13 protein-coding genes and 1 tRNA gene are annotated in these 12,337 nt (G+C 61.1%); 3 read left to right on the top strand and 11 right to left on the bottom strand.

Annotated elements, in window-relative coordinates:
• The first annotated feature begins 307 nt into the window (after positions 1 to 307).
• Positions 308 to 856 (top strand): hypothetical protein, encoded by a 549-nt coding sequence (locus ACJO3T_RS01730; RefSeq protein ID WP_406977622.1) that lies wholly within the window; start codon positions 308 to 310, stop codon positions 854 to 856.
• Positions 843 to 1,175 (top strand): hypothetical protein, encoded by a 333-nt coding sequence (locus tag ACJO3T_RS01725; RefSeq protein ID WP_406960896.1) that lies wholly within the window; start codon positions 843 to 845, stop codon positions 1,173 to 1,175. Before ACJO3T_RS01730 ends, ACJO3T_RS01725 begins: the two co-directional genes overlap by 14 nt.
• A 127-nt stretch (positions 1,176 to 1,302) precedes the next feature.
• On the opposite strand, the gene ACJO3T_RS01720 is transcribed toward ACJO3T_RS01725, so the two are convergent.
• The 8 genes from ACJO3T_RS01720 to ACJO3T_RS01685 all read right to left on the bottom strand — a co-directional run bounded on the left by ACJO3T_RS01720 (position 1,303) and on the right by ACJO3T_RS01685 (position 8,296).
• Entirely contained in the window at positions 1,303 to 1,920 is a 618-nt protein-coding gene (locus ACJO3T_RS01720; protein WP_406960894.1) for a LysE family translocator, read from the bottom strand.
• A gap of 84 nt (positions 1,921 to 2,004) precedes the next feature.
• Complete coding sequence (locus tag ACJO3T_RS01715) at positions 2,005 to 2,319, bottom strand: HigA family addiction module antitoxin (RefSeq protein WP_406960892.1); 315 nt, start codon at positions 2,317 to 2,319, stop codon at positions 2,005 to 2,007.
• 10 nt (positions 2,320 to 2,329) lie between these two features.
• Positions 2,330 to 2,608, bottom strand: a complete 279-nt coding sequence (locus tag ACJO3T_RS01710) for a type II toxin-antitoxin system RelE/ParE family toxin (protein WP_406960890.1) — start codon at positions 2,606 to 2,608, stop codon at positions 2,330 to 2,332.
• Positions 2,609 to 2,837: 229 nt separating this feature from the next.
• Positions 2,838 to 2,933 (bottom strand) — tRNA-Sec (locus ACJO3T_RS01705).
• Positions 2,934 to 2,938: 5 nt separating this feature from the next.
• Complete coding sequence (gene selB, locus ACJO3T_RS01700) at positions 2,939 to 4,894, bottom strand: selenocysteine-specific translation elongation factor (protein WP_406977621.1); 1,956 nt, start codon at positions 4,892 to 4,894, stop codon at positions 2,939 to 2,941.
• Positions 4,891 to 6,288, bottom strand: a complete 1,398-nt coding sequence (gene selA / locus ACJO3T_RS01695; protein WP_406977644.1) for an L-seryl-tRNA(Sec) selenium transferase — start codon at positions 6,286 to 6,288, stop codon at positions 4,891 to 4,893. The genes selB and selA overlap by 4 nt, the downstream gene beginning before the upstream one ends.
• Before the next feature lie 50 nt (positions 6,289 to 6,338).
• Entirely contained in the window at positions 6,339 to 6,848 is a 510-nt protein-coding gene (locus ACJO3T_RS01690; protein ID WP_504362691.1) for a UGSC family (seleno)protein, read from the bottom strand.
• Positions 6,849 to 6,862: 14 nt separating this feature from the next.
• Positions 6,863 to 8,296 carry a thioredoxin family protein gene (locus ACJO3T_RS01685; protein WP_406977620.1) on the bottom strand — a complete coding sequence of 478 codons (1,434 nt, stop codon included), beginning with the start codon at positions 8,294 to 8,296 and terminating at the stop codon, positions 6,863 to 6,865.
• 165 nt (positions 8,297 to 8,461) lie between these two features.
• Between ACJO3T_RS01685 and ACJO3T_RS01680 the strand changes: the two genes are divergently transcribed.
• Entirely contained in the window at positions 8,462 to 9,493 is a 1,032-nt protein-coding gene (locus tag ACJO3T_RS01680; RefSeq protein ID WP_406977619.1) for a histone deacetylase family protein, read from the top strand.
• A gap of 11 nt (positions 9,494 to 9,504) precedes the next feature.
• Here the strand turns inward: ACJO3T_RS01680 and ACJO3T_RS01675 are convergent, their stop codons facing one another.
• The 3 genes from ACJO3T_RS01675 to ACJO3T_RS01665 form a co-directional block, all read right to left on the bottom strand.
• A complete protein-coding gene (locus ACJO3T_RS01675; RefSeq protein ID WP_406977618.1) occupies positions 9,505 to 9,966 on the bottom strand; it encodes a DUF2147 domain-containing protein in 462 nt (153 codons plus the stop codon).
• 140 nt (positions 9,967 to 10,106) lie between these two features.
• A complete protein-coding gene (locus ACJO3T_RS01670) occupies positions 10,107 to 11,099 on the bottom strand; it encodes a Vgb family protein (protein WP_406977617.1) in 993 nt (330 codons plus the stop codon).
• 134 nt (positions 11,100 to 11,233) lie between these two features.
• Complete coding sequence (locus tag ACJO3T_RS01665) at positions 11,234 to 12,154, bottom strand: AEC family transporter (RefSeq protein WP_406977616.1); 921 nt, start codon at positions 12,152 to 12,154, stop codon at positions 11,234 to 11,236.
• Positions 12,155 to 12,337: the final 183 nt, after the last annotated feature.

Genomic DNA, 12,337 nt, shown 5'->3' with positions numbered 1-12,337 from the left:
GAACCCATTGACCGCATAGTGCTCAACCGAAAAATAGATCTATCCCCGTTTCCCGAAACCACTCGCGCAACGACTTGGTCACACAGCGCATGCTCGCCCGTTGTAGCATTGCTTCGAAGCTGATAGTTTTCACGACTCACGGATGCAACTCAGGCAAGGAGCCGCCTGCGAGTGACAGCCCTCCCCTTGAGAAAATCCTGGCGCCACGGAGCCCGATCTCACGCTTTCGTGGCCAGCGCCTACCGGACGTAGGCTGACTGCTTAGCCTCGAATGGCTAGCTGACGAACTGATGACAAGGAACATGACGTGTCGAAACAACTGGGTCTTCTGAAACCAATTGCCCCTATTGCACTCGCCTTCGCCCTACAGGGCTGCGCTTCTACGGAACCGGTAAAGTTCTCCTACAGCAGCGAGTTCGCCCTCACCGTGCCGGTATCTCAGATCTCTGGTGCAACTGTTTTCTCAGCGGATGGGCCTGCCCTGAAAACGGCTGAAGGACAGTTACTTTCCGGCAGGGTCATCTCGAATGCATCGGAGGGGCTACCCGATGATTTCACTATCCGGGACTATCCGAAGCTGATTCTGGGGTTGGATTCACCACAGGCGTTTGATGAGGAAATCGCCCGCCTGTTCGAAAACTCCACGAAAGAAATTCAGCACACCTACGGCGATGGCGGGGTATTCCAGGAAACGGTGGGAGCCTTCACTATTTACGGTGTGTGTGGCGATGTCGGCTGTCTGTCCTTCGTCACCAAAGCAGACTTCGAAGACCATATTCTTACGGTGCACGGAACCGGCATCTCAAAGGAAGAGTTCACATCACTGATCAAAGGAGGATTACATGCTGACCGCTGACGAGAAGGACTATCTCCTGGAAATTATCTTTGCCACGATTGGCGAAGATCAGGCCATTCGAAATTACAAAAGCGGCTTTAACGACACTACGGTCGACGTCGTTGAGCAAATGATTGAGGCAAACACGACTTGTAACGAAAACATGCGAGAGCTTGCCAAAGATCTGATTGGAGCAGGTGGCCGCTTGGCCCAAGGTTGGCTTAAAAAGGTGATCAAGGCGACGAAAAAGAGGGTTTCCGCCACGGAACTCCGGGGTTATGGTTGTCTCGTATCCACCAAAGCCAGGTGGAAGACACAGATCATCAGCAGTACTATTTAAACTAACCTGGCACGGACTGAGGCTTCGCTCCCGACAGAGTTTAGCCTCAGCCCTCGTCACACAAAAACCGGTGAGCCATGGCGTGAAAAAAGGGCCTGATTAATGATTTTGACGCCACAGTCACTTGTTAAGCCTTTATTAACAGATACGATCCTGCTCCAACCATTAAACCACCAGTCGTAACTTTAACTGCTCGTTCTGCTCTGTGCTTAGTAGCGAATGACGCAACGCGCTCTGCGAAATAGGCATAGCCCAATTTGACACCTCCGACCGCGACTACCGTTATCACCGCAATTATTGCTATATCCAATGTCCCGATAGAGGCCAAATCAACAAAAACGGGAAATAAGCTCGCGTAAAAAAATATAGCCTTTACATCACTCAGGGTAAGGAGCAGGCCAGAGAAAAAGCTTGCTGATAATTTCGATGCGGACCGACCTGAATCATCCAACTGCAATGAAGCTTTCGATCTCATGAGGCTTATACCGAACCAGATAAGATACCCACCTGCCAAATATCTCAGGATTAAGAAGAAGCTGCCGACAACTTCTGCCAGTGCAGCCATTCCTAAAACAGCTAGGAAAACAAAGACAAGATCACCGACTACAATTCCCGCCGCCACAGCGCTCCCATTCGAGAACCCAGCAGAGGCTGAGCGAGCAACGACCAAAGCGACGCTAGTACTGGGAACTAGAGCTAAAGCTGCCATAGCTGAAAATAGAGCTAATATTTCGACGAAACTCATGATGCCCCCTCGGCTTAACGCCCGGCTCACGCGCCGGTTTGGAGCCGCGAAGCGGCGGAAAATCGGTCGCTGTGCAGCCGTTGGTTATGCCCTGTGCCCGATTTCGGGTACAGCACTCCACGGACGAATATTCTTCAACTGATCATGAAGGGCATCTTCCGCAATCTCAGTGTCGTAGGCTGCCTGGGCACGCAGCCAGTAGCCATTGGACAAACCAAAGAAGCGGCAAAGTCGCAGGTCCGTGTCTGCGGTTATCGAACGCTTTCCAGCAATAATCTGGCCGATTCTCTGGGCAGGCACCCCAATCTCTTTGGCCAAGCGGTATTGAGAAATACCCATCGGCTCAAGGAACTCTTCCTTCAGTAACTCGCCTGGCGTTACAGCTTCAATGTTGCGCATGAGTTACCTCCTAATGGTAATCAACAATTTCAACATCTTCCGCACCAGCCTTGGTCCAGCGGAAGCAAACCCGGAACTGCCTGTTGATTCGAATACTGTGCTGACCTTGGCGGTCACCATGCAATGGCTCCAACATATTGCCGGGCGGTACTTTAAGATCATCCAACCGGCTTGCAGCCTGAAGTTGCCGAATTTTCCTCAAGGCAACCCGCTCAAAATTGACGAAGCGTCTGACGCGGCGTCCGCTTGCCAGCTTCTCGGTATCCTTACACCTGAACGATATGATCATAAAGAAATGATGACGCAGCTCGTCAATAACGTCAAGCGTTATTAGGCGGCAAAGTAGGCTGAGAGAGGGGCATAACGCGAAGCTAAGCGGCGCCCTGACAAGGGCGTCCGGTGGACGGCCGTCAGGCCGGAAACAGCCTTAAGCGCATTGTATGGAAACGGCTCCTTTCTGCTCCAGCTCAATCAGTGGTCTGTTAGAGGAAGCGGGAATTCGTGAACGAGGCAATAAATGGCGGAAGGGTATGGGAGTCGAACCCACCAGGCGCGCGTTGCGCACCTCACCGGATTTGAAGTCCGGGCGCTCCACCGGGAAGCGATCCCCTTCCATTATTCAGGGTTTGGCAGTGTAACCGTTTTCCTCGTTATTTGAGAGAGTTACCGCCTGCCGTTGGCGGTAGGCCGGTTGTAGCCGGCGTTCCTCGTTGATAAATGCGGTGACACCGGCCCGGTCCAGGTATTCCAGTACGCTGACCGTCAGCCGGCGGCCGATGCCTGAGCGGTCCCGGTAGGCGCGGGCGTCGAAGGCGCCGGTGGGCGATTGCTCCGCCAGTTCCACCGCGATGGCCGCCAGTTCTGCCACGGATTCCGGTCGGTAGAACCGGTTGGGTGCCACGGCGACCAGCTGGCCCAGTCGGTCCATTCGCTCCAGGAAGGCCAGCATGTCGTCCCGCGCCAGGCCCAGGGCCTCGGCCAGTTCACCGGCAATCGGCGGTTTCAGGCCGGTGCCCTCCAGTTGCCGCAGAACCTGCTCCAGCAGGGCCTGGTCGGTGGGATCAAGCCTGGGCCTGTGCCCCGGCCGGCGGAACCGGAAACCGCTTCGGCTCAGTTCACCTTGATCAATCAGGGCCTGCAGCAGGCGATGACGTACCGGCTGATCCAGATGGGGCCCCGGCAGACGGGTCAGTTCCGCTTCGGTGGGACCGATCCGGTCCGGGTAGTCCTGGTGCCATTGGTCCAGACGCCCCAGCAGGCGTGACTGCCACTGCGTCCAGTGGGCCGCTGCAAAGGCAAGACGCTGAGCCCCCGCCCGGAGCACCACCGGACGCAGCCGCCCCAGCAACTCATCCAGGCGGTCGTCGGTCAGGTTGTGCGCCCTGGCGAACGGGTCCAGGTCCACACCCTGTGCCTGCGCCTGCAAGCGGGTGTTCAGGCTCCCGGCTGCGTCCCGGCTGGCTGACAGTGCCGCCAGCAGGTCTGTCCGGCTGTCCGCTGAACGCCCCCGCCGCAGGCCGAACGGGTCCAGCACCTCGCCGCCGCCCAGCGTTACGTTCATGGCCGGGTCCCGCACGATGACACGGTCCCCGACACAGGCCTGCACCGGGGCAGCCAGCATCAGTTGGGCCAGCAACGGCGAACCGTCGTCACTTGACGCCAGTACCACCACCCGACCACTGACGGCGGCAGCGCCTATATGGATCACAAGCGCCCCACGATGTAACCGGGCCCCGGGCTGCAACGTCAGCCGCACATCCAGCCGGTCCGTCGGCTGATACAGCCAGGGTGCCACAAGCCAGTCGCCCCGGCTGATCGCGTTTCGGTCGATATCGCCGGACAGGTTCACGGCACAGCGCCGGCCGGCAGGCACCCGGTCCACATCCGCACCGTGCATCTGGAGCCCCCGGACACGTACCTTGGTTCCGGACGGTGCGACGGTCAGGGTATCCTCCCGGTTCAGGCAGCCGTCGGTCAGGGTTCCGGTCACGACGCAGCCGCTTCCCTTGACGGTAAAACTGCGGTCCACCACCAGCCGCACACCTGCCTGTGGCGGCGCCGGTTGCTTCATTCTGTCAACGGCCTGCTCCGCGAGCCAATGGCTCAATGCCGGCACGCCAGCGCCGGTAATGCCGGACACCGGAAATATCGGCGCCTCCGACAGGCCAGTGCCGGCCAGCAGTGTCGTCACCTCGGCCCGAACCTCCTCAAGACGCCCGGGGTCCACCCGATCCGCCCGGGTCAGTGCCACCAGGCCTTTGGTGACGCCCAGTAACTCCAGGATGGCCAGGTGCTCCCGGGTCTGGGGCATGGGGCCGTCGTCGGCGGCCACCACCAGCATCACTGCATCCACCGCCGCCACGCCGGCGACCATGTTGCGGATGAATTTTTCGTGGCCGGGCACATCCACAAAACCGAGCCAGTGCCCCTGCTCCGTGCGGGTCCAGGCGAAGCCCAGGTCGATGGTGAGGCCCCGGCGTTTCTCCTCCGCCAGACGGTCCGTATCCTCGCCGGTCAGCGCCTTGATCAGGGTGGTCTTGCCATGGTCCACATGGCCGGCGGTGGCGATGATCACGGCTCGCTTCCCTCCACCTCAAGCTGAGCCAGGAAAGCGCCGGAATCTTCCAGGCAGCGGCAGTCCAGTAGCAGGGCGTCTTCGGAAATCCGTCCTATCACCGGCAGGGGCAGGCGTCGCAGACGTTCGGACAGCGCCTTGAGCTGACGGCTGCGCTGGCGCCTGTTGCCCCCGGCAGGGGTCAGGCGAAGGGCGGCGCTGGACAGCAGGTCCAGTGGCAGGGAGCCACTGCCGATCTGGCTTTTAACCGGCGCTACATCAGCTTGCCACTCTTCCCCTGCCCACGCCGCCAGCGGCCCGGCGATGGTTTCTGCGGTCTGCCGGATCACCGCTTCGGGGCGAGTCAGCAACCGCAGGGCCGGCACCCGCTCGACGACGATGTCCGGGTTGCCGTACAGCCGCAGCACCGCCTCCAGCGCCGCCAGGGTCTGCTTGTCGCATCGCAGGGCCCGTTTCAGGGGATTCTTGCGGATTTTGCTGATCAGGTCGGCGCGGCCGGCGATGATGCCGGCCTGGGGGCCACCCAGCAGTTTGTCGCCGCTGAAGGTAACCACATCGGTGCCCTTCTCCAGGGTTTCCCGTACCGTGGGTTCGGCGGGCAGGCCCAGTGCCGTCATGTCCAGCAGGCTGCCGCTGCCCAGATCCACCGCCAGGGGTATCTGGTGGGCGTGGGCAATGGCGGCCAGATCGGCTTCCGCCACCTCTGCGGTAAATCCCTCGATGCGGTAATTGCTGGTGTGGGCTTTCATCAGCAGGCCAGTGCGGGCGCTGACTGCGTTCTCGAAATCGTGGGGATGGGTACGATTGGTGGTGCCGACCTCATGCAGCTTGCAGCCGGCCCGGGCCATGATGTCCGGCAGGCGGAAAGCGCCACCGATCTCGATCAGCTCGCCCCGGGACACAATCACTTCCTTGCGTCGCGCCAGGGAATTGAGCACCAGCAGCACGGCGGCGGCGTTGTTATTGACCACGGTAGCGGCCTCGGCGCCGGTCAGGCGGCAGATCCAGGCTTCCACATGGTCGTCCCGGTCGCCACGTTTGCCTTTCTCCAGGTCGAACTCCAGGCTGGAGGCGCCGGACGCCACCGCCACCATGGCCTCGATGGCCTCCTGGGGCAGCGGCGCGCGGCCGAGGTTGGTGTGCAGCACGGTGCCGGTCAGGTTGAACACCCGGCGCAGTGACGGGGCCACCGTCGACAGGACGGATCGCTCCACGGCAACAGCGAAGTGGGCGTCGTCAAAGGGTTCCGGTTGCTGGCGCCAGTGGTCCAGCCGATCGCGGATAGCCTCCAGTACCACCGGTCGGCCATGGATGGCACAGAGCCTGGCCATCAATGGCCAGGCAAGGATAAGGTCCACGGAGGGTGGCCTTGGCCGGGTGCCCTGCGCAGACATTGGTTCAGATGAAGTCATGAGTTCCGCCATCCCTGGCGGACCAGGGACGCCTACTCCGTATGTGTCAGTAGCCGGACGATCTCCTCCAGGGCCTCATCCGCCAGCGCCCGCATCTCGTCATCGGTGCGGTCCTGGATCGGGTGGCCCACGAACACCATGGCCGGCTCGAAACCCAGGGTTTTCGACTGGGCCGCCGCGGCCTGGATGAACTCGCTGGAGGCAACGCCTACGCCCGGAATGTTGCGACCTTCAAGGTCTGCGATGTCATGTGTACAACACGACGTGCAGGATCCTCAGTCGGCCAGCCCTTCCACCACCAGGTCCACTTCACCGGCCATCTGCTGTTTCAGCTCGGTGGGGGCGACCCGGGTGAATGTGGGCTTGCGGTAGCGTTTGACCCTCACTTCCATGGCGGTCAGGCGCTCCTCGATACGATCCAGGAACACATCGCCCCGGGGCTTGGAGATATCCAGCAGCCCGACGGTCTTGCCCGCCAGACTGTCGGGGCGGGCCAGCCTGGCCCTCACCGCCGGTGACAGCTCGCCCGTGGGGTCGAGCATCACGCTTGTGTGTGTCATACCTTCACCTCTCTGGTTACAGGACTGGAACCGACCGGGCCGGAAGCGGCCCAGCCGGCAATGACGGCAGAAAACAGGCCGGCGGTACCGCCAGCCCGGACAATCAGTAAACCGCCGGGGCGGAACTTGGGCACGGTCTTGTCCCGGAACTGCTCCGGGATGCCTTCGGCAATACCGCCAGCGCCGACCACCATTTCTTCCCCGGGGAACTGGAGCAGGGTTTCCAGCTCCTCCAGTAAACGGGCCTTGGTCCAGCCCGCCTCGATAAACACGCGGCTGTGCTCCGGCGAGACCACCAGCACGGCATCTCCGGCCATGGCCATTTTCGGATGGTCCACCGCTCGCAGGGCCAGGGCAAAGGACTTCGCCAGGGATTCGGGCGTGCGGGATTTCTGGTCCACGATGCCCTGGACGCCCTCGCCCGCAAACAGGGTGACGGCGGAGTTACCGGACGGCACGCCCCGCTCTTCCGCCAGCGGTAGCCATTCGCTGTCTTCGGCCTCGGCAAAGCAGAAGGTGTATTTGCCCGGGGTGCCCAGGGTGGCCCGGTCGATCTCCCCCGGGCGGCCGCCGCCCACATTGCGGACAATGAGCTGCAGGGCCCGGCCGATGGTGGCGTTGGCCCGGTTGCCCTGCCCCAGGGCGTTGCCGCCGGAGTTCATGCCGATGGCCTTGGTAACGGGGCCATTGGCGATGATCATGGGGCCGGCAAACATGGTGGTGCACAGCAGGCCGTGAAGCCCGAATTCGTCGGTCAGCGCCGCTTCCAGGGCCGCCAGCAGCACCGGCATGTACTCCGGCTTGCAGCCTGCCATCACCGCGTTGATGGCGACCTTCTCCACGGTACAGGGAGCCAGATCCGGCGGCACCAGGCCGATTTCCTCAGCCGGATCCCGGTCGGTTCCCTTAAGCATCCTCAGCACACGTTCCGGGGTTGGCGGCACCACCGGCAGGCCGTCACTCCAGCCTCGCTCGTAGCAGGCCTCGATCAGGTCTTCGGCGTCGGTGTCGATCTCACGGGCACTCAGACGGGTATCGCCGAACTGCAGCTCCAGTTTCTCGGCAATGCCCGGCTCCAGGGTTTTCGAGCCGCAGCCGGGGCGCATCAGGGGAAGGTCGTCGCCCAGCCCAGCCATTCCGGTCAGCTTTTGCCAGTCTTCCCGGTGCCAGCCGTAGGTGCGCTCCACTTCCTGTCCGTTCTCGACACGGATCAGGGTGGGCACGAATTCGGTTTGCAGGCGAAACGAGTGTTCCAGCGTGGCATCGTGTTGGGCTCCACGGACACCGGCGGCAAAGGCCGGGTCATCCTGGGAATAGACGGTCAGCGGCCCGGCCTCGCGGTCGATGTCCGCCAGCAGGGGTTCGATCAGTTGGCACGTAGGGCAGTCACGCTTGGCGACCACAATCAGGCCATCGGGTAATAGGGGCATAGTCAGGTTTCCGCCCGGTTTCCGGGTCTTGTTGTCCATTCGTATAGGACCACAGCATAGCAAGCACCCGCCAAAAATCGAGCGCTTGTCCGAAAAATTAACCCAATTGAGATCGGGCCGGGCCTGTGAAACAGTATCTTCCAATGAAAACCGACAGGAAGGCCCATGAAGACCATCTACTCGCCCCTGCACCATCGCCGTACCGCCACCTCGGAACTGGATGGCGGCATGCTGATCGATCCCCACGAGCGCCCCTCCCGCGCGGAAACCATCCTGGGGCGGGTGAAGGATCAGGCCCTGGGTGAGATCTTGGATCCGGAACCGTTTGGTGTGGAGCCGATCCTGCGAGTGCATACGCCGGAGTACGTCGAATTTCTGGAGCACTGCTGGGAAGAGTGGGTAGCTGCCGGCAAGCCCGGCGAGGCCATTCCCCAGTTCTGGCCCGCCCGGGGCATGCGCCAGCGCCCCACCTCGGATATTGACGGCAAGCTTGGCTACTACGCCCTGGGGGCCGATACGTCCATCACCGAAGGCACCTGGGAAGCCGCCCGGGCATCGGTGGACGTCGCCCTCACCGCCCAGAAACTGGTAGCCAATGGCGAACGCGCTGCCTTCGCGCTATGCCGCCCACCGGGCCACCATGCAGCAGCGGACCTGTTCGGCGGCTACTGCTTCTTCAACAACGCCGCTATCGCCACCCAGGCCTTCCTGGACCAGGGCGCGAAACGAGTGGCCATCCTGGATGTGGACTTCCACCACGGCAACGGCACCCAGAGTATTTTCTATCACCGCAATGACGTGCTGACCATCAGCCTCCACGGCGATCCGGACCTGGTGTTCCCCCACTTCCTGGGCTATGAGGACGAAACGGGTGAAGGCGCCGGTGAAGGCCATAACCTGAACATCGTCTATCCACCGGGCACACCATTCAGTCAATGGCGGGACGGACTGGACACCGTCTGCCAGCGCATCGCCGCCTTCAGGCCGGACGCGCTGGTGGTGCCGCTGGGCGTGGATACCTTCGAGGGGGACCCGATTTCCTTCTTCAAACTGAAATCAGAGGATTACCTGGCGGTTGGCGAACGTCTGGGCCAGCTTGGCCTGCCGACCCTGTTTACCATGGAAGGGGGATATGATGTGGAAGCCATTGGCGTGAATGTCGCCAACGTGCTGAAAGGCTTTGATCACGCACGCTGAAGGGACAGTCATTACTCGCCACGAGCCTGTTCAGCCCGCGTCCAGGTGGATGTCCGTCCAAACAACGGCACACCCACATAGCCCCTCAGTTCAAGGGTATCCGGTTCTTCCAGGGAGACTTTAGCGTTGTAGGTCTTGCCACTTTCCGGGTCGTAGACCTGGCCGTCTTCCCAGGTTTCGCCATCGCCACTGGCCTTGAGACCCCAGACAATCTTCAGGCCCTTGATGGGACGGTCGCGGAGTTCCGGCTCCGGGTTTTCGGCGTCGACTTTGGGGTTACCCTCATCATCCAGAGGCTCCTCCAGCCAGACGATATGGCCGCACAGCTCATCACCACAGGATTCCAGCTGGACCTGGGCACTGTCGTCTTCGGTATTCCAGAGGCCTTGTGGATCTGCCGCGTAGGCTTCGCGAACGGCGAGGAAAGACAATACAACCGCCATGGCGGTCAGCACATTCAGTTTGGTCTTCATGGTGCGGATCTCATTGTTTTTGTTATTCCCGTCGTAGCGGGAGTGGAGCAAGAATATCGGGCACGCCGGAAAATTTCCAGACCCGATTCGCACAACCGGAATCAGGGGCAGACAACCCGCCTGCCCCGTTAACGGCGACGTTATTGCAGCGTTGCCCGCACCACCGTGTTGGTATCGGTACCGAACCAGAAAGCACGCTTGTCGGGATCAAATACCATATGCCTCACGGTACCGCCACCGCTGGGAATGGTGGCAGGTTCGGAAAAGGTCTCTGTTTGCGGGTCAAAACCGATCAGGCGGTTGGGGTTGGCGCCGGTCTCGACAAACCACGGCCTTCCCTGGTCATCCAGTGCCATGGCATAGGGGCGAGCGTCGGAACCGCCGGGAATCGGCCACTCCTGGATATCTCCGCTGTCGATCTCCAGCCGACCCAGGAAGCCCTGGGCATAGTCCACGTACCACACCTGGCCATCGTCGGTAATATCCAGGCGCCGGGGCCGGGACTTTTCCCGGGGCAGCGTGACTTCGTGCAGGCGGCCCTTCCGGTCTATGGTTGCCAGCTTGTTGGTGCCAAACAGGGCCACCCAGGGACGGTTATCCTGGCTGACGACAATGCCGTAGGGGCGGGCCCATTCGGTTTCGACCTCGAACATGCGAAAGTCGTGCTGATCCACGTCCAGCCAGCCAATCCGGTTGCCGCCCTGCTCGGTGAAGAAGATATCGCCGTTGGAATCGAAGGCCATGGTATGGACGTCCTTTGGTCCCTCCCCTTCCAGTTTGAACTTGCGTATCTCGCCGGTTTCCGGATCAATCAGGCCGATATGTTCCGCCTGGTTGCCGGCATAAAAGGCGCCACGTTCATCGGCGATGACGTTGTGGGGGCCGGTGCCCGGATCCAGACGGTAGCGTTTCAGGTCACCGGTTTCCGGGTTCAGGGTGGCCACGTAATCACCGGCCTGCCCCACGAACCAGACGGTGTTCTCCCGCGGGCCCACCCAGGGGTCCCGGGGGCGGGTATTGTCCCAGGGAACCTCCCATTCCTTGAGCGCCGGGGTGGCCGGGGTTTCCGCCTGCGCCGGCAGTACCGACCAGGCCGCCGTTATCATGGCAAGAACACAGAGTGTACGTTTCATCATCGTTCTCCCTGGAGCAGGCTCTTTGGTTCACTCCACTATCTTGGGTTCGCTGCACTAACTTTGGTTCGCTTCACTATAGTACGAAAGGTCTGGCTGAAGGATGGCGGGCAAGTTCCCCTTCCCTCAGCTGGTCAGGGCATAATCACCGCCACCATCACCGGAATAATCACCAGCGCAAACAGCGTACTCAGCAATGCCGTGCCGGCCGCCTGCCGTGGCGCGGTGTCCAGCAGGGTGGCAATCACCACGGTATTGGCGGCAATGGGGGTAATGGAGATCAGGAAGATGGCCTGGTGGACCGCCGTATCGTAGATCCCCAGCACGCTGGCATCCAGCCACCACAGGCCCAGGGCCACCAGTGGCCAGATCAGGAACTTGCCAAAAAAGGCCAGCCCGGTGAAGCGGATATTGCCCGCCAGCCCCCGGAAACTGAGTATGCCCATGCCAATGATCATCATACCGAGGATGCTGTAGGCGCCCCGCAGGTTGTCGAACAGGGGCACCAGTACCTCGGGAATCCCGATACCGGACAGGTTCAGCACCACCGCCAGCAGGAAGGCATACACGGAAGGCAACCGGGCCACCCTTACCAGGGCGTCGCGGATACCATAGCGACCACGGGCCGCCAGGTAAAAGCCCACGGAATTCTCAAACAGGGTAGTGCCCAGCATGCAGACGATGTACAGCGCCAGGCCCTGCTCGCCGAACAATAGCAAGGCGACTGGTATACCGAAATAGCCGGTATTGCCGGTGCCTACGGACAGGGGAATGATACTGGCACTACCGTCGTGCAGTAGCCGCCGGGCCAGCCACAGGTGGACAATACCGATGGCCGAACAGATCAGGAACACGATAAACGGCAACAGGATGACGGAAGGCGACAGGGGTGCCGCCAAGACACCGGAGAACACCACGGACGGTGTCACGATGTACAGCATGATGCCGGCAATATGGCGGCCACTGGCCTCCAGGTAACGACCGGCCAGCCAGCCCAGGGCAACGGTGATATAAAGCGGGAGGAGTTTGTATAGGAGGGCCAGGGCTGCGGTCATGATGTCTCCGGTCTGGGAAGACGCCATTGTACCCCTGCCCGTGAACGGGAAACACCGTTGCCGCGCCGGCACACCCCGTACCCTGGCAGGAAAAGGCAAGAAGGCCGACATGACCTATGTCATTTCACACAACCCGGGCATAATGGAATAATCCAGTCTTATTCCTGATCAGGCTGATGCGAA

Origin of the sequence: Marinobacter shunpengi (assembly GCF_045449715.1) — a bacterium.
Taxonomy (GTDB): Bacteria; Pseudomonadota; Gammaproteobacteria; order Pseudomonadales; family Oleiphilaceae; genus Marinobacter.
Note: the sequence above shows the minus strand (reverse complement) of the source record. Positions and strands in the feature narration are given on the sequence as shown.

What these genes read in the sequence shown, in the direction of transcription:
- ACJO3T_RS01720 (WP_406960894.1), bottom strand. Translation starts at nt 1,920, where the DNA reads ATGAGTTTCGTCGAAATATTAGCTCTATTTTCAGCTATGGCAGCTTTA.
- ACJO3T_RS01710 (WP_406960890.1), bottom strand. Translation starts at nt 2,608, where the DNA reads ATGATCATATCGTTCAGGTGTAAGGATACCGAGAAGCTGGCAAGCGGA.
- ACJO3T_RS01665 (WP_406977616.1), bottom strand. Translation starts at nt 12,154, where the DNA reads ATGACCGCAGCCCTGGCCCTCCTATACAAACTCCTCCCGCTTTATATC.
- ACJO3T_RS01715 (WP_406960892.1), bottom strand. Translation starts at nt 2,319, where the DNA reads ATGCGCAACATTGAAGCTGTAACGCCAGGCGAGTTACTGAAGGAAGAG.
- ACJO3T_RS01670 (WP_406977617.1), bottom strand. Translation starts at nt 11,099, where the DNA reads ATGAAACGTACACTCTGTGTTCTTGCCATGATAACGGCGGCCTGGTCG.
- ACJO3T_RS01685 (WP_406977620.1), bottom strand. Translation starts at nt 8,296, where the DNA reads ATGCCCCTATTACCCGATGGCCTGATTGTGGTCGCCAAGCGTGACTGC.
- selA (WP_406977644.1), bottom strand. Translation starts at nt 6,288, where the DNA reads ATGTCTGCGCAGGGCACCCGGCCAAGGCCACCCTCCGTGGACCTTATC.
- ACJO3T_RS01675 (WP_406977618.1), bottom strand. Translation starts at nt 9,966, where the DNA reads ATGAAGACCAAACTGAATGTGCTGACCGCCATGGCGGTTGTATTGTCT.
- ACJO3T_RS01680 (WP_406977619.1), top strand. Translation starts at nt 8,462, where the DNA reads ATGAAGACCATCTACTCGCCCCTGCACCATCGCCGTACCGCCACCTCG.
- ACJO3T_RS01725 (WP_406960896.1), top strand. Translation starts at nt 843, where the DNA reads ATGCTGACCGCTGACGAGAAGGACTATCTCCTGGAAATTATCTTTGCC.